The organism is Bifidobacterium santillanense, assembly GCF_018555385.1.
Lineage (GTDB): Bacteria > Actinomycetota > Actinomycetes > Actinomycetales > Bifidobacteriaceae > Bifidobacterium > Bifidobacterium santillanense.
The window spans coordinates 153,850-176,510 of record NZ_JAFEJS010000002.1; the positions used below are offsets into that span (position 1 = coordinate 153,850).

A 22,661-nucleotide genomic window follows, 5' to 3' on the forward strand; every position below is an offset into this window, starting at 1 on the left:
GCGTTATCATCATAACACCATTTCTCACTCTGTCCACTCCGAGGTTTCCGCGTTTTGCCGGCAATGGCATATAATGGTCACGAAAACATCGTTGTGCATATATACGTCAGCGGCGACGAAACGGATGCCTCCGACCCCCGCATCGGGGAGAACGGGACCGAACCAGCGTACGAGGACGTATGATGGACAACCGCGTTCCATACGCCATGCCGAAGAACGTCGGACCGATCCATCCGACGGCACGGGGAACGGAGCCGATCGGAGCCGGGAATCCGGCGGGACCGGACCGATCGCGGACGGAACGGATAGCGAGCGAGAGAACCGAGGAGCAGGAACCATGCCACGCAGCATTCAGGTGTCGATGCAGGACGTCGCCAGGGAGGCGGGCGTCTCGCCGCAGACGGTCTCCCGCGTGGCCAACGGCAGCGACGCCGTGCGCCCGGACACGCGCCAGCGCGTCGAGGCCGCCATGGAGCGTCTCGGTTATCGCCCGAACTACGCGGCCCGCGCCCTGAAACACGGCAGTTTCCGCAACATCGGCGTCGTGCTGTTCAAAATGACCACGTTCGGCAACTCGCGCATCCTCGACGGCATCCTCAAGGCCGCGATCGCCGACAGCTACTCGATCACCGTCCAGCTCATCCCGCCCACCGGCGAGCGCACGCTGACGGCGGCCGTCGACCGCATGAAGCAGCAGCCGGTCGACGGCGTCATCGTCCTGCTCGAGGAGCGCATCGCGGGATTCGCCGGATACCGTCCGCCGAAGGACCTGCCAGTCGTGCTCATCACCGAGGGCGCGGCCGACCACTGCCCCACCGTCGACGCCGATCAGTACGGCTGCTCGACCGCCATCGTCGACTATCTGATGAGCAAGGGGCACCGCACCGTCTACCACATCGCCGGTCCGGCGTCGTCGCGCGCCGCCGAAAGCCGTGCCCGCGGATGGCGCGAGGCGCTCGAGCAGCTCGGCGCGCCGGTCCCCGACACGTACGTGGGCGACTGGCGTGCCGACTCCGGCTATCAGGCCGGCATGGCACTCGCCCACGACCCGAACTGCACGGCGATCTACGCGGCGAACGACCAGATGGCGTACGGCGCGATCCAGGGGCTCAAGGCCGCGGGCAAGCGCGTGCCGGAGGACGTCAGCGTCGTCGGCGTGGACGATTCGCTCGTGCATATGGTGCCGCGCCTCGACCTGACGACGATGCGCATGAAGTTCGATGAGATCGGCGCCACCGCCTTCTCGATGGTCCGCCGCCAGTGCGAGGGCGAGAAGGTGCCGACCGGCACCAAGACCGTCATCCCCGCCGAGTTCGTCGAACGCGGCTCCGTGCGCGACTTGAACGAGTAGGGCGGCCGATTCCGGCTCCCGCCTGCATTCCGCCCGTCGGCTTTCCGTCCCATCGGCTCCGTTCCACGGGATATGCCCGTACGCCCACCGGATTCATCCACCGCGAACGGGGCCGGATGAAACGTCACGCAGGTTTCGGACGATACATGCCTGCGTATCGTTCCACATCAGGACCCGCAAGTGAAACAACACGCAGGTATGTGCCGTCCGAAACCTGCCCATCGTTCCGCCCATAGCCCCGTCACCCGCCTACCCGCGTTCGTAGAACGGAATCGGCCCGGTCTGCGGCACGCCGGCGTCGGTGAGCTTGCCCCACAGCGCGCCCCGGTTCACGACGTCGTCGTAGGTGACGTGCACCACCGTCGCCACGCCCGCACGCAACAGCATGTCGTCGCGGGACTTCTCCTCGGCGACGACGCGCTGGATGTCGCGTCGGTTCGTCATGACCGGATCGACGTACTTGCGCGTGCCGTCGTATTCGAGCACGATCGTGCGTCCGTCGGCCGTATGCCAGACGAAATCGACGCGACGCACGTTCCACGCGTTCGCTGGATCGACGAATTCCCGTTGCAGCTCGGGCACGGCGAATCCCTCGTCGATCAGCGTCGCCCGGCACAACGATTCGCCTCCGTTCTCGCTGCGCGCGTCGGTGTAATGCAGCAGACGGAACACCGGCCCGCAGTCGGCGCGTACGCGGTCGCACTCGCCGAGCACGCTCTCCTCATCGGCGATCTTCCGGCAGAACGCCGAATCGAACATGCCCAGCACCAGTCGGAACGGATACCGCAGCGCGCAATCCACCAGCGTGCGGGCGGGCGTCGTCGTACGGACCGTGACCTCCGCACCGTCCACGACGTATCTGGTCATGCAGGTTTCACCCGACGCCACGAAGATCGTCGTCACCTCCGAACGCGTGTACCCACGTCCTTCCGCGCCCGAAGCGACGTATATGCGATCGTCGTTCAGCAATGACCACGTGTAGTCCAGATTCATCGCGGCCGCGGCGGTCAATCCCGCGAACACCCACTCCGGGTGACGCCGCGACAGCGCCTCCGCCACGTGCAGCATACGTTGTTTCGGGTTCAGCGTCCTCCAGTATGCGGCGTCGGCGTAGACGCCGCGGTATGGTCTGACCGCCTTGCCGGTCTTCATGCGACGCCACATGCGTGTGCGCGTGGCCCGATCCGCCCCGACGATGCACAGCCGCGCGCCGGGGATGCCGTCGGATTCGCGTGTTACGGGTCCGACGTTCCCGCCGGGGCCGGCGCTCCCGGCGAAACCATGGGTCCCGTCGCGGGGCGCGCTCCTTTCGGATGCGCGACCGTCATGTCCGTATGTCGTCGTTGTTGTCGTTGCCATTGCAATCCCCTTCGTCGCCGATGATTCCCGGCTGTGGACGGTGCATCGTTGCACTCATGAACCAGCTTCTCCCCTCATGGCGACAGGATCGCACGGCGTATGAAACATCACGCAGGTTTCAACCGCCCTATACCTGCGTATTGTTCCATTCCAGCGCTTCCAAGTGAAACAACACGTAGGTATGTGTCGTCCAATACCTGCCCGATGACACCGCAATGACGCCACTCATGGGGACAACCGAGACATGCCGACATGGATTCGACCGAGTCCGGATCGAACGGATCGGTCGAGTCGGTCGAATCCGAACCGGCCGAATCAGCCGGATCGCCCACGACCGGACGGACGGTCCCGACGGTCGGAGGCCCAATCGAAGACGAGGGAAACGACGCCGACGATGAGCATCAAGACGTCGATCAGCAGTATGACGACCGTCGCGAGCGCGCACAGTCCGGCGCCGGCGAACAGCATTCCCGACAACGGACCGGGACCGACGCCGCACGGATGCAGCCATCCGTCGCAGCCGTTCGGATGCTGGGCGGAGATCGACGGATAATCGGCGGTCACGACGCTCAAATCCAATAGCAACATGGCCGACCAGCCGAGCACCGGAGCGGAACCAAGCGCTCCGGCGCTGATCCACCCGCAGCGCAGCAATCGGCGAAACAGCGCGGCGAGCGCGACGGCGGCAAAACCGCAAGGCACGAACCACGGCAGCAGGTTCGAGATGGCATCCACGAGATCCATCATTCCGCCGCACACCGGCATGCGGAGTCCATGACACGAACCTGCACAGATCCGCCATGGGACCGGAACGACAGGAAACGACAGGAAACGACAGGAAACGAACGATCGGCCTATGCGAAGGAGACCCGTCGCATCCGTCGGTTCGCGAACCGACGAATCACAGTCGAGACAGATATCACCGGCCGACCCGACCAAGCGGGATGCGGGAGACGAACTCGCGCGGCTCGCCGGACACCGGATCGGTGAATGCCAATCGCCGGGCGACCAGCTCGAGCGGCTGGGAGAAGTCGTCGTAGGCGCGTTGGACGACTCGTGGGTAGAAATCGTCGCCGAGGATCGGTAGTCCGAGCGAGTTCATATGCACCCGCAGCTGATGGGTCTTGCCGGTCAACGGGTGCAGCGTGTAGGCGCGAACGGAATTGGACGAAGAGACGACGGATCGGCCGGCCCGAATAATCCGCCGCCCGACTCGGCGCCCCCGGCCGACGGAGAGCGGGACCGACGACGGATCGGCCGACCGACCGCCCTCGGAAGCGGCATGGGAATGCGACACGGCGACGAACGGCCGAGCGGCCGAATCCACGGGATCAGCGCAGAGATGCGGCACGGCGGTAATCGGACGGCCTGTGGACTCCACGGACCCGCCCGAACGCCACTCCCCCGGTTCGATGATCGTCTCGGCGTTGACGGCGCCCGGTTCCTCGTACGCCTGCAGCACCCCGCGTTCCTTGACGATGCGCGAGCGGCGTCGCAACGGGAACACGCGCGGCGGTTCGAGCCGTTCGATCGTGCCGTACCGAGGTCGCGTGATCGGCGCGCACGGTGCCAGACACTCGTACGTCTTCGATGTGCGCCGCTCCTGGAACAGCATCTGGTACGCCCCGCGCAGCGAGGGCTCCCGCACGAACACGACGATGCCCGCCGTGAGCCGGTCGAGCCGGTGCGCCGGAGTGATCGAGTCGTCCCCGTACATCTCGCGCAGCCGCATCAGCGCGGTCTCGCGGTACCACATGCCACGCGGCGTGGTCGCGAGGAAATGCGGCTTGTCCACCACGATGATGCCCGCGTCCTCGTACACCACATCCAACTCGAACGGAATCGCCGGTTCCGAGGTCACGAAACGATGATGGGATGCCATGGGTCCTCCTCTGCTCTGTCTGCCGGATCCTCCGTCCCGGCTCCCCTCAGTCCGCTCCGCGGACGCCCCCCGGCGAGAGGAGCCACACGCGAACCACCACCGAGCTGATCTCGGAGGATGTCCCCTCCGCAAGGACGCCATACCCCGACGCAATATCCGTACACAGCGAGATGCAATACCGGCGCTCCCGCGACATCCATGCGCAACGAGGCGTGGGTCGGCGTATGCGATGCGGGACCGTAGGCTTGGCCAAGCGGCCTGGAGCGTGTCCCGCATCGCATACGCCGACCCACGCCGGCAGATTCGTATATTCCCTACTCCACGGTGACCGACTTCGCGAGATTGCGCGGCTTGTCGACGTCGTAGCCCTTGAGCTTGGCCATGTCCATCGCGAACAGCTGCAGCGGGACCACGTCGACGAGCGGGCTCATCAGCGTCGGGCAGGCGGGGCGCCAGAAGACGACGTCCGCGTAGCGTTCGACGTCCTTGTCCCCCTCCTCGGCGACCGCGATGATGAACGCGCCGCGCGCCTTGACCTCCTCGATGCCGGAGAGCACCTTGGCGTGCAGCACGTTGCGGCCGCGCTCCGGCGGCACGATGAACACGACCGGCTCGCCCTCGTCGACCAGCGCGATGGGACCGTGCTTGAGCTCGCCGGCGGCGAATCCCTCGGTGAACGTGTACGCGATCTCCTTGAGCTTCAGCGCGCCCTCGAGCGCGACCGGATAACCCACGTGACGGCCGAGGAACAGGAACGACTGCGCGTTCAGCATGCGTTCGGCGGCCTGATGGATCGTCTTGGTCTGCGTGTCGAGCATCCACTGGATCTTGCGGGGCATGTTCTTGAGCGAGTCGAGGATGTGGCGGATCTCGTCGCGGAACATCGCGCCCTTGACCTGCGCGAGGTACAGGCCGAGCAGGTAGGCGGCGGTGATCTGCGCGACGAACGCCTTGGTCGAGGCGACCGCGACCTCCGGGCCGGCGTGCGTGTAGAGCACCGCGTCGGATTCGCGCGGGATGGAGGCGCCCTGCGTGTTGCAGATCGCGAGCACCTTCGACCCCTGCTCGCGCGCATGGCGCAGAGCCATCAGCGTGTCCATCGTCTCGCCGGACTGCGAGATCGCGACGACGAGCGTGCGCGGGGTGAGGATCGGGTCGCGGTAGCGGAACTCGTGCGCCAGCTCGATCTCGACGGGGATGCGCACCCAGTGCTCGATCGCGTACTTGGCGACCATGCCCGCGTACGCGGCGGTGCCGCACGCGATGACGATGATCTTGTCGATGGCCTTGAAGTCATGCTCATCGATGCGCACCTCGTCGAGGGCGACGTCGCCGTTCTTGTCGAATCGGCCGAGCAGCGTGCGCTGCACGGCGGCCGGATCCTCGTGGATCTCCTTGTCCATGAACGAGTCCCAGCCGCCCTTCTCCGCGGCGGAGGCATCCCAGTCGACGGTGTAGGTCTTCGGGTTCGCGACGACGTTGCCGTTGAAGTCGGTGACGATCACCTTGTCGGCGCTCACGCACACGGCCTGATCCTGATCGACCTCCATCGCGCGCTTCGTGTACGCGACGAACGCGGCGACGTCGGAGCCGAGGAAGTTCTCGCCGTCGCCGAGACCGACGACGAGCGGCGAATCATGGCGCGCGCCGACGACGATGTCCGGCTGGCGGCAGTCGGTGGCGAGGATCGTGAACGCGCCCTTGAGCATGCGGGCCATGCGGCGCACGGCCTTGAACAGGTCGGGGGCGCCGTCCTCCCTGATGATCGTGTCGACGATCTTGCCGAGCAGCTTGGCGGCGACCTCGGTGTCCGTCGCGGACGAGAAGTGGTAGCCCTCGGCCTGCAGATCGAGACGCAGCTGGGAGGCGTTCTCGATGATGCCGTTGTGGATGATCGCGACCTTGCCGTCCTCGCTGGTGTGCGGGTGGGCGTTCACGTCGCTCGGCACGCCGTTGGTGGCCCAGCGCGTGTGGCCGATGCCGACGGTCGCCAGCGGCATGGGCTTCTTCTCGATGTCCTCGACGAGGTTCGCGAGACGGCCGGCCTTCTTGCGCACCGCGACGTGGTCCATGCCGGGCGCGGTCAGCGCCACGCCGGCCGAATCGTAGCCACGGTACTCGAGTCGCTTGAGGCCCTGGAGGCACACCTCCAGAGGCTTGCCGCACGCGGTTTCAACTTGTCCTGCATATCCAACGATTCCACACATAGCCCTCTACCCTACCAACAAAACGTAACGGGGTTCGCGGGTGGGTGATGGGCGGCATTGCGTGTCGCCGGACACACTCAAGGCCGTTCGGCCAAGCCTACGGTCCGACGACACGCAATGCCGCCCATCACAGGAACCGTACGAAACGCGCGAGATACCAACGAAACGGAGCGAAGGGCGGCGGATCACGTTGCCCGACCGTAGGCTTGGCCGAACGGCCTTGAGTGTGTCGGGTAACGTGATCCGCCGCCCTTCGCGGACAACAGATCGACCGTAACAAACTTACGGAACAATCACAGCGTCACAGCACGTGCTGGAGGAAGTCCTTGAAGCGGGGCTCGGTCGGGTGGTCGATGATGTCGGAGGTGCCGTGTTCGACGACGACGCCGCCGTCCATGAAGACGACCTGATCGGCGACCTCGCGTGCGAAGCCGATCTCGTGCGTGACGACGATCATCGTCATGCCCTCCTTGGCGAGCGAGAGCATGACGTTGAGCACCTCGCCGACGAGCTCGGGGTCGAGGGCGGAGGTCGGCTCGTCGAAGAGCATGATCTCCGGCTTCATCGCGAGGGCGCGGGCGATCGCCACACGCTGCTGCTGGCCGCCGGAGAGCTCGGCCGGATAGTAGTCGAGCCTCTCGCCGAGGCCCACGCGGTTGAGCTCCTCGATGGCGAGGTCCTTCGCCTCGGCCTTCTTCATGCCCTTGACGTGGACCGGCGCCTCCATCACGTTCTCGAGCGCGGTCATGTGCGGGAACAGGTTGAAGCGCTGGAAGACCATGCCGAGCTTGGAGCGCTGCGCGGCGATCTCCTTGTCGTTGAGGGTCTGGAGCATGTCCTGGCCGTTTTTGGTGACGTGCTTGTAGCCGATGAGCTCGCCGTCGACCTCGATGGAGCCGCCGGTGAGGGTCTCGAGCTGGTTGATCAGGCGCAGGAACGTGGACTTGCCGGAGCCGGAGGGTCCGAGGATCACGGTCACGGTGCCGGGTTCGACCGTCAGGTCGACGCCCTTGAGCACGTGGAGCGAACCGAACGCCTTGTGCACCTGCGTGGCCTTGACGGCGGGCACGTGCGCGCCGGTGGTTGTGGTTGCGGTCATGGAAATCGCCTCTCCCCTTGCCTTACGCCGTCAATCCGTTGAACGTGGCGTCGTTGAGCTTGTTCACGTCGTCCTTGGGCTCGCCCTCGGTCTTGCCGGGCAGCGGCGGCTGCTTGCCGCGCGATCCGACCGGGCGGGCGTCGAATCCCTTGCCGAAGTGCTTCTCGAGGCGAGACTGGATGACCATCAGGATGGACGTGATGAGCAGGTACCAGATGCAGGCCACGATGAGCAGCGGGATCGGCTTGTAGATGCGGTTCGCGATCGCGTTGGTCGCGAACTGCAGTTCGAGCGTGAACGGCACGGCCGTGACCAGCGACGTGGTCTTGAGCATGCCGATGGTCTCGTTGCCGGTCGGCGGGATGATGATGCGCATGGCCTGCGGCAGGATGATGCGGCGCATGATGAGCGTGCGCTTCATGCCGAGGGCCTTGGCGGCCTCGGTCTGCCCCGGGTCGACCGCCTCGAGGCCGGCGCGCACGATCTCGGACAGGTACGCGGCCTCGTTGAGGGCCAGACCGATCCATGCGGCGTTGAACGCGGTGACGACGACGCTGGAGTCGATGCTCCAGAACTCGATGGACGTGAACGGCACGCCGAGCGAGAGCTTCGGGATGAGCACGGAGAACAGGCCCCAGAAGATCAGCTGCGTGTACACAGGGGTGCCGCGGAAGAACCAGATGAAGAACCAGCTCACGCCGCGCAGCACCGGGTTGATGGACTTGCGCATGATGGCGAGGATCACCGACAGGATGATCGCCACGACCATCGAGATGACGGTCAGTTCGAGCGTGTACCGGATGCCCTCGAGCACGTTCTCGTTGAACAGATACTTCCAGACGGTCGGCCAGTCGAGCCTCGGATTGGTGATCATGCCCTGGATGAGCATCGCGGCGAGCAGCGCCACGATGACGGCTGCCACGACGGGCCCCGGGCTCTTGACCGGCAGCGCCTTGATGCGGTTCGGGATGTTCAGTCCCTCGCCGTCGGTTTCCTTCTTCGCCATTGCTTCGATTCCTTACGATTGTTGACGTGTGTGCCGTATATGCATGGGGACGCCCGGCGCGCCGGCGTGGGATGCACGCGCGCACGCACCGGGCGGGGCGGGGCGATCAGCCCTCGACGTTCGGGTTGACCTCGGCGGTCTTCAGCGCGCCGGACTCGACGCCCCAGTGCTTGAGGATCTTGTCGTAGGTGCCGTCGTCCATGAGCTTCTGCATGGCCTTCTGCACAGCCTCGACGGTGGCGGAGTCGCCCTTCTTGATGGCGATGGCGTTCGGCACGGAGTCGAAGTCCTTGCCGAGCTGCTCGAGCTGGCCCTCGGTCTGGGCGATCGCGTAGCCGACCACCGGGGAGTCGGCGAAGAACACGTCGGCCTTGCCGGTCACGACGGCGGTGGTGGCGTCGGTCTGCTGCTTGGAGGACTGGATCTCGATGTCCTTCTTGCCGTCGGCCTTGCACTGCTTGGCGGTCTTGTTGATGGCCTCCTCCTCGACGGTGCCGGTCTCGACCGCGACCTTGAGGCCGCACAGGTCGTTCTCGTCGACCTTGTTCGGATTGCCCTTCTTGACCGCGTAGGCCATGCCGGCGGTGAAGTAGGAGACGAAGTCGACCGATTCCATACGGTCCGGGGTGATGGTGAAGGCCGCGATGCCGAGGTCGTACTTGGAGCCGACGGCCGGGATGATCGTGTCGAAGTTGGAGGAGACGATCTCGGTGTCGAGGCCGAAGACGTTGCCCATGGCGCGGGCGAGGTCCATGTCGTAGCCGATCTGCGTCTTGCCGTCGGAGTCGAGGAACTCGGCCGGGGCGTACGACGGGTTGGTGCCGATCGTCAGCTTGCCGTCCTTGGTGACGGATTCCGGCAGCAGCGAGGCGATGGCGTCGTCCTTCTTGACGGAGCTCACGTCGTAGCTGGAGATGGTGGCGGAGTCGGTGGAGCCGCCGTCGGAGGACGAGCTCGTCGCCTCGTCGGTGGTGCCGCACGCGGCGGCGGAGAACAGCATCACGACGCCGAGCACGGCGGCCGTGGCGGTCTTGAGTCCCTTGAACGACATGGACATGGGATGAATCCTTACTTCTTTTCTTCCTGACGACACCGGTCGCGCGCCGTATGCCGGACGGCCCGGCGAGCAACCGGATGATCACATCATCATATATGCGCTATGTATACGAACGGTCACGGGCACGACCGCGATCACGTATGCACCGAATATACACGGCACTGCATACACATACGAAACGCGTCCGCGCCCGCCGCTCCCCCGTCACTCGGCGGCGGGGTTGACCTCGGGCTTGTCGACGGCACCGGAGGAGACGCCCCACGTGTCGAGGATCTTCTGGTACGTGCCGTCGTCCATGAGCTTCTGGATGGCCTTCTGCACGGCCTCGACGGTGGCGGAGTCGCCCTTCTTGATGGCCACGGCCTCGGGCGCCACGCCGACGTCCTCGCCGAGCGCCTCGAGGGTGTCGCCGGTCTGCGAGATCGCGTAGCCGGCGACCGGGGAGTCGGCGTAGAACACGTCGGCCTTGCCGGAGGCGACGGCGGTGGTCACGTCGGTCTGCAGCTTGGAGGACTGGATGTCGATCTCGGACTTGCCGTCGGCCTTGCACTGGTCGTTGTCCTTGTTGACCTCCTCCTCCTGCGTGGTGCCGGTCTGGACGGCGACCTTCTTGCCGCACAGGTCGGAGGTGTCGACCTTGTTCGGGTTGCCCTTCTGCACGACGAACGTGGAGCCGGCCTTGAAGTAGGTGACGAAGTCGACCGCGTCGAGGCGGTCCTTCGTGACGGTGAACGAGGAGATGCCGAGGTCGTACTTGGAGCCGACCGACGGGATGATCGAATCGAACGTGGAGGTGACGGTGTTCTCCTTGAGGCCGAACACGGCGGCCAGCGCCTTGGACAGGTCGACGTCGAAGCCGACCGGGGTCTTGCCGTCCGCGGCGAGGAACTCGGCCGGGGCGTAGGAGGTGTCGGTGCCGACGGTGAGCACGCCGTCCTTGGTCACGGAGTCGGGCAGCAGGGCGGCGATCTCGTCGTCCTTCTTGATGGAGCTGGTGTCGAAGCCCTTCGTGCTCGACGAGCTGGACGACGAACCGGACTTGTCGCCGGACGACGAGGCGGTGTCGGACGAGTCGGTGGTGCCGCACGCGGCCGCGGCGAACAGCATCGCGGCGGACAGGATGGCGGCGGTTGCGGTCTTGAGACCCTTGGTGATTCCCATGCTTACGGACATTGGATTTCCTCTCTCAGAACATGTCGATCGGGCGGGTATGTTTCCCGACTGGTTCCGGAGAGTAGGTTTCCTATGCTACGGCAGCGTAAATCTCATGAATATGGTTCATTACGTGAGATACCGGTTTCGGCCGGTGTCCGAGAGGGCGGATGGCCGTCGATGCGCGACACGCTCAAGGCCGCTCGGCCATCGGTCGCTTCGCTCCCTGCCTACGGTCGCGCATCGACGGCCATCCGCCCTCTCTCGTGCCGTGGGAACGTCACGTTTCGACGCATGCCGCCCCTGCTTATTTACGGAACGGACCCACAAATGTTAGGGCCGGGCGTCGGGCGACGATGCGCGACCGTAGGCTTGGCCGAGCGGCCTTGAGCGCGTCGCGCATCGTCGCCCGACGCCCGGCCCGTCACAAGGATCTGCGGGTTCCCGAACGTCAGCAGCGGCTAGCGCGCGCTGCGCTTGTTGGCGTAGCGCATGGCCCTGAGGGCCTCGCGCTTGTCCTGCTCCTCGCGCAGGGCCTGACGCTTGTCGAATTCGCGCTTGCCCCGGGCCAGGGCGATCTCGGCCTTGACGCGGCCGTCCTTGAAGTAGAGGCTCAGCGGGATGATCGTGTAGCCCTTGGCCTCGGACTGGCGGGCGAGCTTGAGGATCTCGCGCTCGTGCAGCAGGAGCTTGCGCTTGCGCTTGGGGGCGTGGTTGTTCCACGTGCCGTTGAGGTATTCGGGGATGTTGGCGTTCTCGAGCCAGATCTCGTTGCGTCGGTCGATCGAGATGAACGCCTCGGCGAGCGACGCGCGTCCCTCCCTGAGGGACTTGACCTCGGTGCCGGTCAGTACGAGGCCGGCCTCGTACTTGTCCTCGATGGCGTAGTCGTGACGCGCCTTCTTGTTCTGGACGATGAGTTTCGTCCCCTGTTCCTTCGCCATCGCGGACCTCCTTTCACGGGTCTGTGTCAACCCATCGACGATAGCATGAAGCGCCGCCGGCCGAAGCCGTACGGCGCTTTGCGCTGCGCGCTGAATCCGTCGCGCGTTGGTTCGGCGGCGGATCGGCGGATCAGTAGTGGACGAACTCGTTGCCGTTCGGCCAGACGGTCTCCCAGTTCGGGAAGGACGCGAAGCCGGTGCCGCCCTCGGAGATCAGCAGGGAGCCGTCCGAGTTGACGCGCTCGACGATGGCGACGTGGCCATACAGGCGGTTGGCGTACCAGGTGCTGACCTTCTGGCCGGCGCGGAAGACCATCGCGGCGCCCACGTGCGGGGTGGTGTTGACGTAGTAGCCGAGCGCGCGGCCCTTGGCGCCCCACTCCGCACCGTTGCCCATGTAGGAGCCGACGGGGAGCTTGAGCTGCGAGCGGCGCATGTACGCCCACAGCGTACACTGGCGGGACGGGTAGGCGGAGCCGCCGACGGTGTTGCCGGTGTTGTGGCCGTAGCAGTACGAGGAGCCCTCGGGGCAGTTGCCAGGCACGGAATAGTTCATGCCGCTGGCGCCGGAGTTCGAGGAGGAGCCGGAGTTGGACGAGGAACCCGAGTTGGACGACGAACCAGAGTTCGAGGACGAGCCGCCCGAGTTCGACGAACCGCCGGAGTTGGAGGAGCCCGAGTTGGACGAGGAGCCCGAATTCGAGTTCGACGACGAACCGGAGTTCGAGGACGAGCCCGAGTTCGAGTTGGACGAGGAGCCGGAGTTCCCCGAGTTCGAGGAGTTGTTCGAGGACGAGCCCGGATTGGTCTGCTGCGCGGTGTTGCCCGGCGTGTAGTTAGTCGAGCCGCTCGACGGCTTGTAGGTGGACAGCTGCGACTCGAGCAGGACGATCTCGGCGGCCTCCTTGGCCTCCTGGGTCGTCAGGCTGCTCTTCTGCGACTCGAGCGCCTCGCGCTGCGCGGTGCCCTCGTCCTGCAGCTGCTCCAGCGACGTCTGCTTGGCGGTAGCCTCGGCGGCGGCCTTCTGCGCGCTGGCGGCCTGCTGGTCGGCCTGGTTCTTGAGCTGCGTGATCTGCTCCTCGATGGCCGCGAGACGCTGCTTGCGGTTCATCGAGGTGTTGAGCGTGGTGGCGGCCGAGTTCGCGGCGTTCGACGCGGAGCGCGTGGCCGCCGCCTCGGACTGCATCTGCGCGACGAAGTCGTCGGTCGACTTGGCGTCGGTGACGACCTCCATCACGTTGGATGCCTGGGAGCCGTGGAAGCTGCTGCGGGCCATCTCGGCGACGGAGTCCTTCGCGTCGTCGTACTCGATGCCGGTCTCCTTGATCTTCTCCTCGAGATCGGCCTTGTCCTGCTTGGCGGCCTTGAGACGCTCGGCGGTGGCGTCGGCCAGGCTCTGCGCCTGCTGCGCCTTCTGCTGCGCCTCCTCGGCGGCCTGCTGCGCGGCCGGGATCTGCACGTTGGTCAGATTGTCCAGCTCGATGATCTTGTCGGCCAGGGCCTTGTCCACGCCGGCCAGCTTGGCCTTGATGTTGTTGTGGCTGGCCACCTTCTGCTGGTATTCGGACACGGAGACGGCCTGGGCCTGCGGGACCTCGGCCACCGTGGCGGTCATCGCCAGACCGCACAACGACATCATCGCCGCGGACACCATGAATCCCAACCCGGTGTACCAGCAACGCTTCGAGCGATTCACCACTTGATCGTCCTTCCTAAGTTGATGCTGTGCGTCATTGTAACGAAGAAATCTGAGCGGGCGAGTCGCGCGGCAGGACCCCGCCCGCATGCCGACGGCCGGCTCACGCCTTGAGATAGCGGCGCAGCGAGATCGCGGAGGCGACGATCGACAGGAGCACGGCCCCCGCGACCAGGGCCGGCGCGATCAGCCACACCGTCGACTGCGTGACGAACGGCATCCAGCTGACCGACTGCGCGATGCCGTCGGTGATGAACACCTGCACCACGCCCGCGAGCAGGCCGCATGCGAGCAGCGAGCCGACCAGCGAGGCGACCACGCCCTCGAGGATGAACGGCAGACGGATCGTCCAGTTGGAGGCGCCGACGAGGCGCATGATCTCCGTCTCGTTCTTGCGCGACGCGGCGGACATGCGGATCGTCGTGCCGGTCAGCAGGATCGCCACGACGACCATCACCACGGCGAGCGCGACGGTGACCGCGGTGGCCCTGTTGAGTACGGCGAAGACCGGATCGAAGATCTGCTTCTGGTCGACGACGTCCTCCACGCCGGTCTTGCCGGAGAGTACCTCGGCGACCATCTTGTACTTCGTCGGGTCCTTGAGCTTGAGCTGCAGGGAGTCCTGCATGTCGGCGGCGGTCAGGGTGCGGCCCTGATAGTCGCCGTTCGGGTACTGCTTGAGGAACGTGTTCTTGTAGAAGTCCTCGCGGCTGACGTACGTGATCTTGGAGACGTTGTCGGTCAGCTCGTCCTGGATGAACTCCTCGAGCTCGACGATCTCCTGCTTGGTGGGGGCCTTGCCGGCCGCGCACGTGGCGGCCTGGCTGGTGCCGTCGGGGCACAGCCAGACGACGACCTCGATCTTGTTGTACCACTCGCCCTTCGCGCGGGTCACCTGCGCCTGCATCAGGGCCGAGGCCCCGATGAACACGAAGGAGATGAAGGTGACGAGCATCACCGAGATGATCATCGGCACATTGCGCTTGAGGCTCGTCCAGGTCTCCGACAGGATGAAACGTGCCCTCACTGCTGGTCCTCCTCGCTGTCCTTGTCTTCGTCTGCGTTCCCGTCGCCGGCGTCGGAGACGTCGTCCGTACCGTCGTGCCGTGCCGGCGCATGGACCGGCGGCGCGGGCGGGGCCGGCGGCGCGAGCAGACCGGCGTCCGGCGTCCGATCGTCGGCGTCCCGGCCGTCGTCCGATCCGTCGTCGTGCGCGGGCGCAGCCGTGCCGGTCGGCGGGACCGGCGGCGCGGGGACGTCGGACGGCGGTTCGTCCACCGCGTCCATCGCGGCCGTCTCCTCGACCTCCGAGGCGTCCGGAGCCGCGTCGGCCTGCGGGACGGCGGTGCGGGAGGCCGTCTCCTCGGCCTCCTTCTTGGCCTTGGCGATGCGCTCCATCTCGTCGAGCTTCAGACCCTTGCCCCACGTGAGCGTGGTCTCCAGCGGCGCGAACGCCTCGCCGTAGCGGCCAGTGCGGCCCGAGTGCACGGACTGGGCGAGTCGGGCGATGCCCTCGTCGCCGTTCATCGCGCCGGACGCCACCGCGCCGGCCTCGATGGCGATGGCGCGGGTGACCTCGGTCTCGACGGCGCCCTGCGGGCGGAACCGCATGTCGGAGGCGGCCGACGACGCGCCCGACGACGCGGCGTCCGCGGCCGCGCCGATCGCCTGATGGGCCTTGGACGTAACCTCGGCGTCCGGGAAGAACGCCGCGGAATCGTAGGAGCCGTGCTCCTCGTCGCGCACGATGCGGCCGGCGTGCAGCTCGACGACGCGCTTGCGCATCGAGTTGACGATCTCCTCGTTGTGCGTGGCCATGACGATGGTGGTGCCGGTGCGGTTGATCGCGTCAAGCACCTCCATGATGCCCAGCGACGTGGTCGGGTCGAGGTTGCCGGTGGGCTCGTCCGCGAGCAGGATCTGCGGATGGTTCACATAGGCGCGCGCGATCGCCACGCGCTGCTGCTCGCCGCCGGACAGCTCGTGCGGGTAGCTGTCCTCCTTGCCGGTCAGTCCAACGGTCTCGAGGACCTTCGGCACCAGCGACTTGATGGCGGAACGGCGCGTGCCGATCACCTCGAGCGCGAACGCCACGTTCTGCCACACGGTCTTGTTGTTGAGCAGCTTGTAGTCCTGGAACACGAAGCCGATCGTGCGTCGGTACTGCGGCACCTGACGGTTGGAGATGCGCCGCAGATCATTGCCCGCGACGCGGATCTCGCCGTCGGTGGCCTCCTCCTCGCGCAGCAGCAGGCTCAGCAGCGTCGTCTTGCCGGAGCCCGAAGCGCCCACGAGGAACACGAAATCGCCTCGGTCGATGTCGAGGTTGATGTCGTCCAGCGCCGGCCGGGTTCCCTTCGGGTAGACCTTGCTGACGTGCTTGAGCGAGATGAGTGCCATTATGCCCCTTCTATGCCATATGCTTCACGCACTGTACCTACGCCGCCCGGGACCTTACTCCCCGGCCTCCTCCTTGGCGGCGCGACGCTCCTCGTGACGCCAGCGGATGCCGGCCTGGATGAAGCCGTCGAGATCGCCGTCGAAGACCGCCTGGGTCTGCGAGGTCTCGTAGCCGGTGCGCAGATCCTTGACCATCTGGTACGGATGCAGCACGTAGGAGCGCATCTGGTCGCCCCAGCTGGCCTTGATGTCGCCGGCGAGCTCCTTCTTCTTCTTGGCCTCCTCCTCGTGGCGCAGCACGAGCAGTCGGGACTGGAGCACGGCCATGGCGGCGGCGCGGTTCTGGATCTGCGAGCGCTCGTCCTGCATCGTGACGACCAGGCCGGTGGGAAGGTGGGTGATGCGCACGGCCGAGTAGGTCGTGTTCACGCCCTGGCCGCCGGGGCCGGAGGAGCAGTACGTGTCGACGCGGATGTCGGAGTCCGGGATGTCGATGTGATCGGTCGCCTCGACGAGCGGCACGACCTCGACGGCCGCGAAGCTGGTCTGGCGGCGGCCCTGGTTGTCGAACGGGGAGATGCGCACGAGACGGTGCGTGCCGCCCTCGACCGACAGACGGCCGTAGGCGTACGGGGCGTCCACCTGGAAGGTGGCGGACTTGATGCCCGCCTCCTCGGCGTAGGAGGTGTCCATGACCTTGGCCTTGAAGCCCATGCGCTCGCAGTAGCGCAGGTACATGCGCAGCAGCATCTGCGCGAAGTCGGCCGCGTCGACGCCGCCGGCGCCGGAGCGGATCGTCACGACCGCGGAGCGCTCGTCGTACTCGCCGTCGAGCAGCGTCTGGATCTCCATCGCGTCGAGATCCTCGGCGATGGAGCCGAGCTCCGTCTGGGCATCGTCGAGGGAGTCCTGATCGCCCTCCTCGCGGCCGAGCTCGACGAGCGTCTCCACGTCGTCGATGCGGGAGGCCGCGGACTGGAGCTTCTTGAGCTGGGACTCCGCCGCGGACAGACGGCTCGTCACCTTCTGCGCGTTCTCCGGATCGTCCCACAGGCCCGGCGCGGCCGCCTGCTGCTCCAGATCCTTGATGTCCGCCTTGATGCGGTCGACGTCCAGCGCCTTGGCGATGGAATCGTACTTGGCGCGCGCGTCGGCGATCGCCTGCGAATAATCGAATTCTGCCATCGTGTCTTACCTTATGTTCTGTGTCGTTGTGCTTGGTGTCGTTCTTGGTGTCCTGACGTCGTTTCCGGTCTGCCGGCGTCGTCGTGACGGTCGTCGGTGGCATGGGTCGCGCGCATCGTCGCAGCTTCGGTCCGCGGGGTCCGGCATGGGCCGCCGCGCGGACGGAACGTCACGCGGGGATGCGCGTGACCGTACGTCAAAGACCCGCGTAGATGGCGGGAATCACCAGGGACAGCAGCATGCATGCGGCGATGACGACGCACACCGCACGCACCATCGTGCGGCGGCGGCGCTCACGCCCCTCGCGCTCATCCTGCTGAAAGTCACTCACGAGGTCGGATTGTACCGTACCGCTTGGTCATTGGACGCGGCGTCCTGCGCTCTCGGCGGAAGCGGTATGGTGGGCTGGAAGCGTCTTTTCGACGCGCGGGCCCCGGTCCGCGCAAGATGATCGTAAGGAGTACAGAAGATGGCAGAAGAACGCACCGCCTACGGATGGGGTCTGGCCAGCGTCGACACGGCAGGCAACACCCTCGACGTGTGGTACCCGTCCCTGACGCTCGGGGCCGCGCCGGCCGAGGCCGACCGCCCGAACCACGACTTCGGCGTGCTCGCGCACGACGAGGCCGACGCCCGCGGCGTGCGCCGCGTGCCGGTGTTCACCGTCGCCAAGCTCGACGAGCCGATCGCGACCGCCGAGGAGGCGTACCTGAAGCTGCACCTGCTGAGCATGCGTCTGGCGCAGCCGAACACCCTCAACCTGGACGGCATCTTCGCGGCGCTCGCCAACGTGGTGTGGACCAACTACGGCCCGTTCGCCGTCGAGGACTTCAACGCGCGCAAGGCCGACGTCGAGGCCGCCGCGACCGCCGCCGCCCAGTCGTTCGCGGCGAACGCCGGACTTCCCGCCGCCGCCCCGGCCGCCTCGGTCAACGTGTTCGGCGTGGACAAGTTCCCGCGCATGATCGACTACGTCGTCCCCACCGGCGTGCGCATCGGCGACGCCGACCGCGTGCGTCTGGGCGCGTACCTGTCCGAGGGCACCACCGTCATGCACGCCGGCTTCGTGAACTTCAACGCCGGCACGCTCGGCGTCTCGATGGTCGAGGGCCGCGTCTCGCAGGGCGTGGTCGTCGGCAACGGCTCCGACATCGGCGGCGGCGCCTCGATCATGGGCACCCTCTCCGGCGGCGGCAAGCTCAGGAACTCGATCGGCGAACACTCGCTGCTCGGCGCGAACGCCGGCATCGGCATCTCCCTGGGCGACAACTGCGTCGTCGAGGCCGGCCTGTACGTCACCGCCGGCACCAAGGTCACGATCTGGGACAAGGCCAAGGCCGCCGCCGGCGAACCGCTCGAGGTCGTCAAGGGCGCCGACCTGTCCGGCAAGGACAACATCCTGTTCATCCGCAACTCGGTCAACGGCCGCATCGAGGCCCGCTACCGCAAGACCGGAATCGAACTCAACGCCAAGCTGCACAAGAACTGAACGTGGAATAACGGAGCGTATGCCGCCTTTCCTCAGCCTCGACGTACCTTCGTACGCCTTCGGCTTCGGACGGCGCCCTCCGCACACGTTATTCCACGTTCCACCCGATGGACGTATGCAGCCGTCGCATCGATAACGAAAGGGCAGTCCCAGCGGACTGCCCTTTCGTTATCGATGCGGTAAGGCTCAGCGCTCGTCGAGGGGGACGTAGTCGCGCAGGGTGGCGCCGGTGTAGACCTGGCGCGGACGGCCGATCTTGGTGTTGGGGTCGGCGAGCATCTCGCGGTACTGGGCGATCCAGCCGGGGATGCGGCCAAGCGCGAACAGCGTGGTGAACATGGCCGGGTCGAAGCCGATCGCACGGTAGATCAGACCCGTGTAGAAGTCGACGTTCGGGTACAGATGACGCGAGACGAAATAGTCGTCGGTCAGGGCGATGTCCTCCAGCTCGGTGGCCACGTCGAACAGCGCGCGCTCGTCGGCGGGCAGCTTCGACGTGTCCTCGCGCTCCATGATCTTCTCCAGATACTGCTTGGCGATGGCCGCGCGAGGATCGTACGACTTGTACACGCGGTGACCGAGGCCGGAGATGCGGTGGCCGTTCGCCTTGGCGTCCTCGACGAACTCGCGCACGGACTTGCCCGAGTCGCGGATGGCCTTCAGCTGGCGCAGCACGGCCTCGTTCGCGCCGCCGTGCAGCGGTCCGGACAGGGCGTTGACGCCGGCGGCGACGGCCGAGTACAGGTTCGCATGGGCGGATCCGGCGATGCGCACGACCGAGGTGGAGCAGTTCTGCTCGTGATCGGCGTGGATGATGAGCAGACGGCCGAGGGCGTGCACGTACAGCGGATCGGATTCGAACGGCTCGTACGGCACGGCGAAGCACATGCGCAGGAAGTCGTCGACGTAGCCGCGCGCGTAGTCCGGATACAGCATCGGCTCGTCGCGACGGCGGCGGAAGATGTACGACACGATCGTGCGGACCTTCGCCATGATGATGACCGCGGACTCGTCGAGCTGGTCGGAATCGGAGATGTCGGTGGTGTCCGGGTAGAAGGTGGCGAGCGCGTTGATCGCGGAGGCGAGCACGCTCATCGGGTGCGCGGTGCGCGGGAACGAGCCCATGAACGTACGGAAGTCCTCCCCCACCATCGTGCGGTGGTTGATGTCGGAGACGAACTTGTCGTACTGCTCCCTGCTGGGCAGCTCGCCATGGCGCAGGAGCCAGGCGACCTCGAGGAAGTCGGACTGGTCGCACAGCTGCTCGATCGGGTATCCGCGGTAGCGCAGGATCGAGTGCTGGCCGTCGATGTACGTGATCTTCGATTCGCACTGCGCGGTGGTGAGGAAGCCGGGGTCGAGCGTGACCCAGCCATCGTTGCGCAGCTTGGAGACCACAATGCCGTCGGGCCCGGCCGTGGCCTTCACGACGGGCAGCTTGTACTTGCTATCGTCCACATTCAGCTGTGCTGTGGCCATGGATACCTCGTTCCTGTTCAACGTATTGCCGGACACATTAGACCGCTTGTGTTACCGCCGCGGGTGCGCGGTCGGTACGCGGTCGCACGGATGGATCGCGCGGGAACGTACGGGCGAACGGAATCGTACGGAGAACGCGAGAAAGCCGGCGTGCGCCCCATCGTAACAACGTGGGGTGCACGCCGGCTTTCGGCGTCTCAAAACGAGCGGACGGATGCCGCCGGAACGGCCGTCGCCGGGCGATCGCCGGCACCGGCCGCGCGGACGTCACTCGTCGCGCGTGGTGAGGATGATCGGGCCGTTCTCGGTGATGGCGATCGTGTGCTCGGAGTGGGCGCCGCGCGAACCGTCCTCGGCGCGCAGGGTCCAGCCGTCCTTCGGATCCTGGTAGATCTCGTCGGTGGTCTTGAGGAACCACGGCTCGATGGCGATGACCAGGCCCGGACGCAGCTTGTAGCCGTGGTGGGCCTTGCCGTCGTTCGGCACGTGCGGGTCGCCGTGCATGATGTGGCCGACACCGTGGCCGCCGAACTCCAGGTTGATCGGGTAGCCGTACTCTCGGGCGATGTCGCCGATCGTGGAGGACACGTCGCCCAGACGGTTGCCGGGCTGGGCGGCCTCGATGCCGGCGGCGAGCGCCTCCTCGGTGCACTTGATCAGGCGCAGGTCCTCGGGGTCCTTGTCCTTGCCGACCACGAAGCTGATCGCGGAGTCGCCCACCCAGCCGTCGACGCTGATCGCGAGGTCAAGGGAGACGAGGTCGCCGTCCTTGAGGTTGTAATCGTACGGCACGCCGTGGAGCACCGCGTCGTTGACGGAGGTGCAGATGTAGTGCGCGAACGGGCCGGTGCCGAAGTCGGGCGCGTAGTCGACGTAGCAGGACTCGGCGCCCTTGCGGTCGACGATCTTCTTGTGGACGAACTCGTCGATGTCGAGCAGGTTGGTGCCGACCTTCGTGTATTCCTTCAGTTCGCGCAGGATGGAGCCGACGAAACGGCCGGCGGGCTTCATCTCCTCGATCTCGCGAGGGGTCTTCAGTTCGATCATGGGACTCTTTCTACCTACCTTGATGCGGCGGGACCGACGCCCGCCGCGCAATGGCTCTCACGATAGTGCGCCGCCTCGTCATTTGCCCATGTCACTGCATTCCTAGGCACATTTTTCATTTCCTAGGTAGGTGGGCCGTCGTATGCCGCTGCGAGGCTCCCGGGAATCGGCCATTGCAGACGTGAGACGATCCGGCCAGGTGCCTAGGAAATGGAAAATGTGCCTAGGAATTCCGATTCCGCCGCCCGTCAGACGCCTTCACCGCGCGTTCTTCGGCAGCCTGCCGAACTTGAGGCCGCGCACGATGGCGGATACGCCCATGACGACCAGCGCGCAGCCGCCGAAGATGACGAGCCACACGGTCGAGCTGACCGGCGAGAGCAGCACGACGAATCCGGCGACGATCGAGACAACGGCGTAAAGCACGGCCCAGCCGGAGCTCGGCATCCTCCACGATTCGACGAGCGCCATGAAGCCCTCGAGCATCCAGCCGATGCCGACCGTCATCGTGACGAGCAGCGCGAGGGTTTGGCCGGACAGAGCCGCGTTCTTGAGCACGACCACGCCGCCGACCGCGAGCAGCACGCCGACGAGGATGTCGAGCACGCGCCAGCCGCCGGGCAGGCCGAGCTCGACGATGGCGGTGACCACGCGCACCAGTCCGGAGACGACGAAGTAGACGCCGAGGAGAACCGCCGCGACCTGCAGCGTGATGCCGGGCCACACGAGCAGGGCCACGCCGAGGAGGATGGCGGCCACGCCGATGATCGCGTACGTGGCACGCACCCAGTTCTTGGTGCGCTGCGGCAGCATGCTCTCGATGAGCTTGAACGGATCGACCGGCTGCCAGCCCGGCTGGCCGTACTGGCCGTTCGGGTTCGCACCCGCGTACGGGTTGTTGGCCTGGTTCACGTACGGATTGGCGTAGGGGTTGCCGTCCTGCCCGGCCTGCGGCTGCCCGTAGGGGCCGCCGCCGTACTGGCCGTTGGTCCGTGGGGCGCCCTGCGCGGCTCCACCCGCCCCATAGCCGGATGCGTACTGTCCATACTCCGGCCGTCCCTGACTCGGGTTTCGGCCGTTCGAATCGCCCCGGCCGTTCTCGTTGAAGTCCGTCATGATGCCCTCCTGTTGACGATGTGTCGTGTCATTGGTTCTGCACCACAGTCTAGACAGCCCGTCTAATTCACACCATCACCAAAACAGGTCACGTTACCCAATTAACGAATCTTCTCAAACTCTTCTGCATTCCCCGCAACTAGAATCCGCCACTCATCCGATCCACACAAAGCACCCCCGCAGATGCGGAGC

General features: G+C 66.1%; 19 protein-coding genes and 1 CRISPR repeat array (1 of these 20 running past the window's edge). Of the genes, 2 read left to right on the top strand and 17 right to left on the bottom strand.

Annotated features, from left to right (window positions below; translation table 11 throughout):
- Positions 1-361: 361 nt before the first annotated feature.
- A complete protein-coding gene (locus JS528_RS03235; protein WP_214357825.1) occupies positions 362-1,351 on the top strand; it encodes a LacI family DNA-binding transcriptional regulator in 990 nt (329 codons plus the stop codon).
- Between the two features lie 249 nt (positions 1,352-1,600).
- Here the strand turns inward: JS528_RS03235 and JS528_RS03240 are convergent, their stop codons facing one another.
- The 14 genes from JS528_RS03240 to JS528_RS11710 all read right to left on the bottom strand — a co-directional run bounded on the left by JS528_RS03240 (position 1,601) and on the right by JS528_RS11710 (position 17,669).
- A complete protein-coding gene (locus JS528_RS03240) occupies positions 1,601-2,503 on the bottom strand; it encodes a CTP synthase (protein ID WP_240541281.1) in 903 nt (300 codons plus the stop codon).
- A gap of 522 nt (positions 2,504-3,025) precedes the next feature.
- Positions 3,026-3,475, bottom strand: coding sequence for a hypothetical protein (locus JS528_RS03245; RefSeq protein ID WP_214357675.1), 450 nt, complete (start codon positions 3,473-3,475; stop codon positions 3,026-3,028).
- Between the two features lie 154 nt (positions 3,476-3,629).
- Positions 3,630-4,592, bottom strand: coding sequence for a pseudouridine synthase (locus JS528_RS03250; RefSeq protein ID WP_214357676.1), 963 nt, complete (start codon positions 4,590-4,592; stop codon positions 3,630-3,632).
- Positions 4,593-4,906: 314 nt separating this feature from the next.
- Positions 4,907-6,799 carry a glutamine--fructose-6-phosphate transaminase (isomerizing) gene (glmS, locus tag JS528_RS03255; protein WP_214357677.1) on the bottom strand — a complete coding sequence of 631 codons (1,893 nt, stop codon included), beginning with the start codon at positions 6,797-6,799 and terminating at the stop codon, positions 4,907-4,909.
- Positions 6,800-7,100: 301 nt separating this feature from the next.
- On the bottom strand, positions 7,101-7,898 hold the full coding sequence (locus tag JS528_RS03260) for an amino acid ABC transporter ATP-binding protein (protein ID WP_214357678.1): 798 nt from the start codon (positions 7,896-7,898) through the stop codon (positions 7,101-7,103).
- A 22-nt stretch (positions 7,899-7,920) separates the two neighbouring features.
- Positions 7,921-8,904 (bottom strand): amino acid ABC transporter permease, encoded by a 984-nt coding sequence (locus JS528_RS03265; RefSeq protein WP_214357679.1) that lies wholly within the window; start codon positions 8,902-8,904, stop codon positions 7,921-7,923.
- Between the two features lie 106 nt (positions 8,905-9,010).
- Positions 9,011-9,955 (bottom strand): ABC transporter substrate-binding protein, encoded by a 945-nt coding sequence (locus JS528_RS03270; protein WP_214357827.1) that lies wholly within the window; start codon positions 9,953-9,955, stop codon positions 9,011-9,013.
- Between the two features lie 210 nt (positions 9,956-10,165).
- Positions 10,166-11,122: an ABC transporter substrate-binding protein gene (locus tag JS528_RS03275; RefSeq protein WP_214357680.1), complete on the bottom strand. Its 957-nt coding sequence runs from the start codon at positions 11,120-11,122 to the stop codon at positions 10,166-10,168.
- A gap of 452 nt (positions 11,123-11,574) precedes the next feature.
- Complete coding sequence (gene smpB, locus JS528_RS03280; RefSeq protein ID WP_214357681.1) at positions 11,575-12,057, bottom strand: SsrA-binding protein SmpB; 483 nt, start codon at positions 12,055-12,057, stop codon at positions 11,575-11,577.
- A 130-nt stretch (positions 12,058-12,187) separates the two neighbouring features.
- The gene (locus JS528_RS03285; protein ID WP_214357828.1) at positions 12,188-13,711 is read right to left on the bottom strand and encodes a CHAP domain-containing protein; all 1,524 of its coding nucleotides are present in this window, start codon (positions 13,709-13,711) and stop codon (positions 12,188-12,190) included.
- Positions 13,712-13,856: 145 nt separating this feature from the next.
- The gene (gene ftsX / locus JS528_RS03290; protein ID WP_214357682.1) at positions 13,857-14,780 is read right to left on the bottom strand and encodes a permease-like cell division protein FtsX; all 924 of its coding nucleotides are present in this window, start codon (positions 14,778-14,780) and stop codon (positions 13,857-13,859) included.
- Entirely contained in the window at positions 14,777-16,153 is a 1,377-nt protein-coding gene (gene ftsE, locus JS528_RS03295) for a cell division ATP-binding protein FtsE (RefSeq protein ID WP_214357683.1), read from the bottom strand. The genes ftsX and ftsE overlap by 4 nt, the downstream gene beginning before the upstream one ends.
- A 54-nt stretch (positions 16,154-16,207) precedes the next feature.
- Positions 16,208-17,338: a peptide chain release factor 2 gene (prfB, locus tag JS528_RS03300; RefSeq protein ID WP_214357684.1), complete on the bottom strand. Its 1,131-nt coding sequence runs from the start codon at positions 17,336-17,338 to the stop codon at positions 16,208-16,210.
- A gap of 196 nt (positions 17,339-17,534) precedes the next feature.
- Positions 17,535-17,669, bottom strand: a complete 135-nt coding sequence (locus JS528_RS11710) for a hypothetical protein (protein ID WP_338069762.1) — start codon at positions 17,667-17,669, stop codon at positions 17,535-17,537.
- A 138-nt stretch (positions 17,670-17,807) separates the two neighbouring features.
- Here JS528_RS11710 and dapD point away from each other — a divergent pair, with 138 nt between their 5' ends.
- Complete coding sequence (gene dapD / locus JS528_RS03305) at positions 17,808-18,827, top strand: 2,3,4,5-tetrahydropyridine-2,6-dicarboxylate N-succinyltransferase (protein ID WP_214357685.1); 1,020 nt, start codon at positions 17,808-17,810, stop codon at positions 18,825-18,827.
- Positions 18,828-19,013: 186 nt separating this feature from the next.
- On the opposite strand, the gene JS528_RS03310 is transcribed toward dapD, so the two are convergent.
- From JS528_RS03310 to JS528_RS03320, 3 genes are all read right to left on the bottom strand, one after another.
- Positions 19,014-20,306, bottom strand: coding sequence for a citrate synthase (locus JS528_RS03310; protein WP_214357686.1), 1,293 nt, complete (start codon positions 20,304-20,306; stop codon positions 19,014-19,016).
- A 267-nt stretch (positions 20,307-20,573) separates the two neighbouring features.
- Entirely contained in the window at positions 20,574-21,353 is a 780-nt protein-coding gene (gene map, locus JS528_RS03315) for a type I methionyl aminopeptidase (RefSeq protein WP_214357687.1), read from the bottom strand.
- Positions 21,354-21,611: 258 nt separating this feature from the next.
- Positions 21,612-22,469, bottom strand: coding sequence for an HdeD family acid-resistance protein (locus JS528_RS03320; protein WP_214357688.1), 858 nt, complete (start codon positions 22,467-22,469; stop codon positions 21,612-21,614).
- A gap of 168 nt (positions 22,470-22,637) precedes the next feature.
- Positions 22,638-22,661: direct repeats of the CRISPR family, unit length 28 nt; it runs 248 nt beyond the window's last position.

What these genes read in the sequence shown, in the direction of transcription:
- JS528_RS03235 (WP_214357825.1), top strand. Translation starts at nt 362, where the DNA reads ATGCAGGACGTCGCCAGGGAGGCGGGCGTCTCGCCGCAGACGGTCTCC.
- JS528_RS03240 (WP_240541281.1), bottom strand. Translation starts at nt 2,503, where the DNA reads ATGAAGACCGGCAAGGCGGTCAGACCATACCGCGGCGTCTACGCCGAC.
- JS528_RS03245 (WP_214357675.1), bottom strand. Translation starts at nt 3,475, where the DNA reads ATGCCGGTGTGCGGCGGAATGATGGATCTCGTGGATGCCATCTCGAAC.
- JS528_RS03250 (WP_214357676.1), bottom strand. Translation starts at nt 4,592, where the DNA reads ATGGCATCCCATCATCGTTTCGTGACCTCGGAACCGGCGATTCCGTTC.
- glmS (WP_214357677.1), bottom strand. Translation starts at nt 6,799, where the DNA reads ATGTGTGGAATCGTTGGATATGCAGGACAAGTTGAAACCGCGTGCGGC.
- JS528_RS03260 (WP_214357678.1), bottom strand. Translation starts at nt 7,898, where the DNA reads ATGACCGCAACCACAACCACCGGCGCGCACGTGCCCGCCGTCAAGGCC.
- JS528_RS03265 (WP_214357679.1), bottom strand. Translation starts at nt 8,904, where the DNA reads ATGGCGAAGAAGGAAACCGACGGCGAGGGACTGAACATCCCGAACCGC.
- JS528_RS03270 (WP_214357827.1), bottom strand. Translation starts at nt 9,955, where the DNA reads ATGTCGTTCAAGGGACTCAAGACCGCCACGGCCGCCGTGCTCGGCGTC.
- JS528_RS03275 (WP_214357680.1), bottom strand. Translation starts at nt 11,122, where the DNA reads ATGGGAATCACCAAGGGTCTCAAGACCGCAACCGCCGCCATCCTGTCC.
- smpB (WP_214357681.1), bottom strand. Translation starts at nt 12,057, where the DNA reads ATGGCGAAGGAACAGGGGACGAAACTCATCGTCCAGAACAAGAAGGCG.
- JS528_RS03285 (WP_214357828.1), bottom strand. Translation starts at nt 13,711, where the DNA reads ATGGTGTCCGCGGCGATGATGTCGTTGTGCGGTCTGGCGATGACCGCC.
- ftsE (WP_214357683.1), bottom strand. Translation starts at nt 16,153, where the DNA reads ATGGCACTCATCTCGCTCAAGCACGTCAGCAAGGTCTACCCGAAGGGA.
- prfB (WP_214357684.1), bottom strand. Translation starts at nt 17,338, where the DNA reads ATGGCAGAATTCGATTATTCGCAGGCGATCGCCGACGCGCGCGCCAAG.
- dapD (WP_214357685.1), top strand. Translation starts at nt 17,808, where the DNA reads ATGGCAGAAGAACGCACCGCCTACGGATGGGGTCTGGCCAGCGTCGAC.
- JS528_RS03310 (WP_214357686.1), bottom strand. Translation starts at nt 20,306, where the DNA reads ATGGCCACAGCACAGCTGAATGTGGACGATAGCAAGTACAAGCTGCCC.
- map (WP_214357687.1), bottom strand. Translation starts at nt 21,353, where the DNA reads ATGATCGAACTGAAGACCCCTCGCGAGATCGAGGAGATGAAGCCCGCC.
- JS528_RS03320 (WP_214357688.1), bottom strand. Translation starts at nt 22,469, where the DNA reads ATGACGGACTTCAACGAGAACGGCCGGGGCGATTCGAACGGCCGAAAC.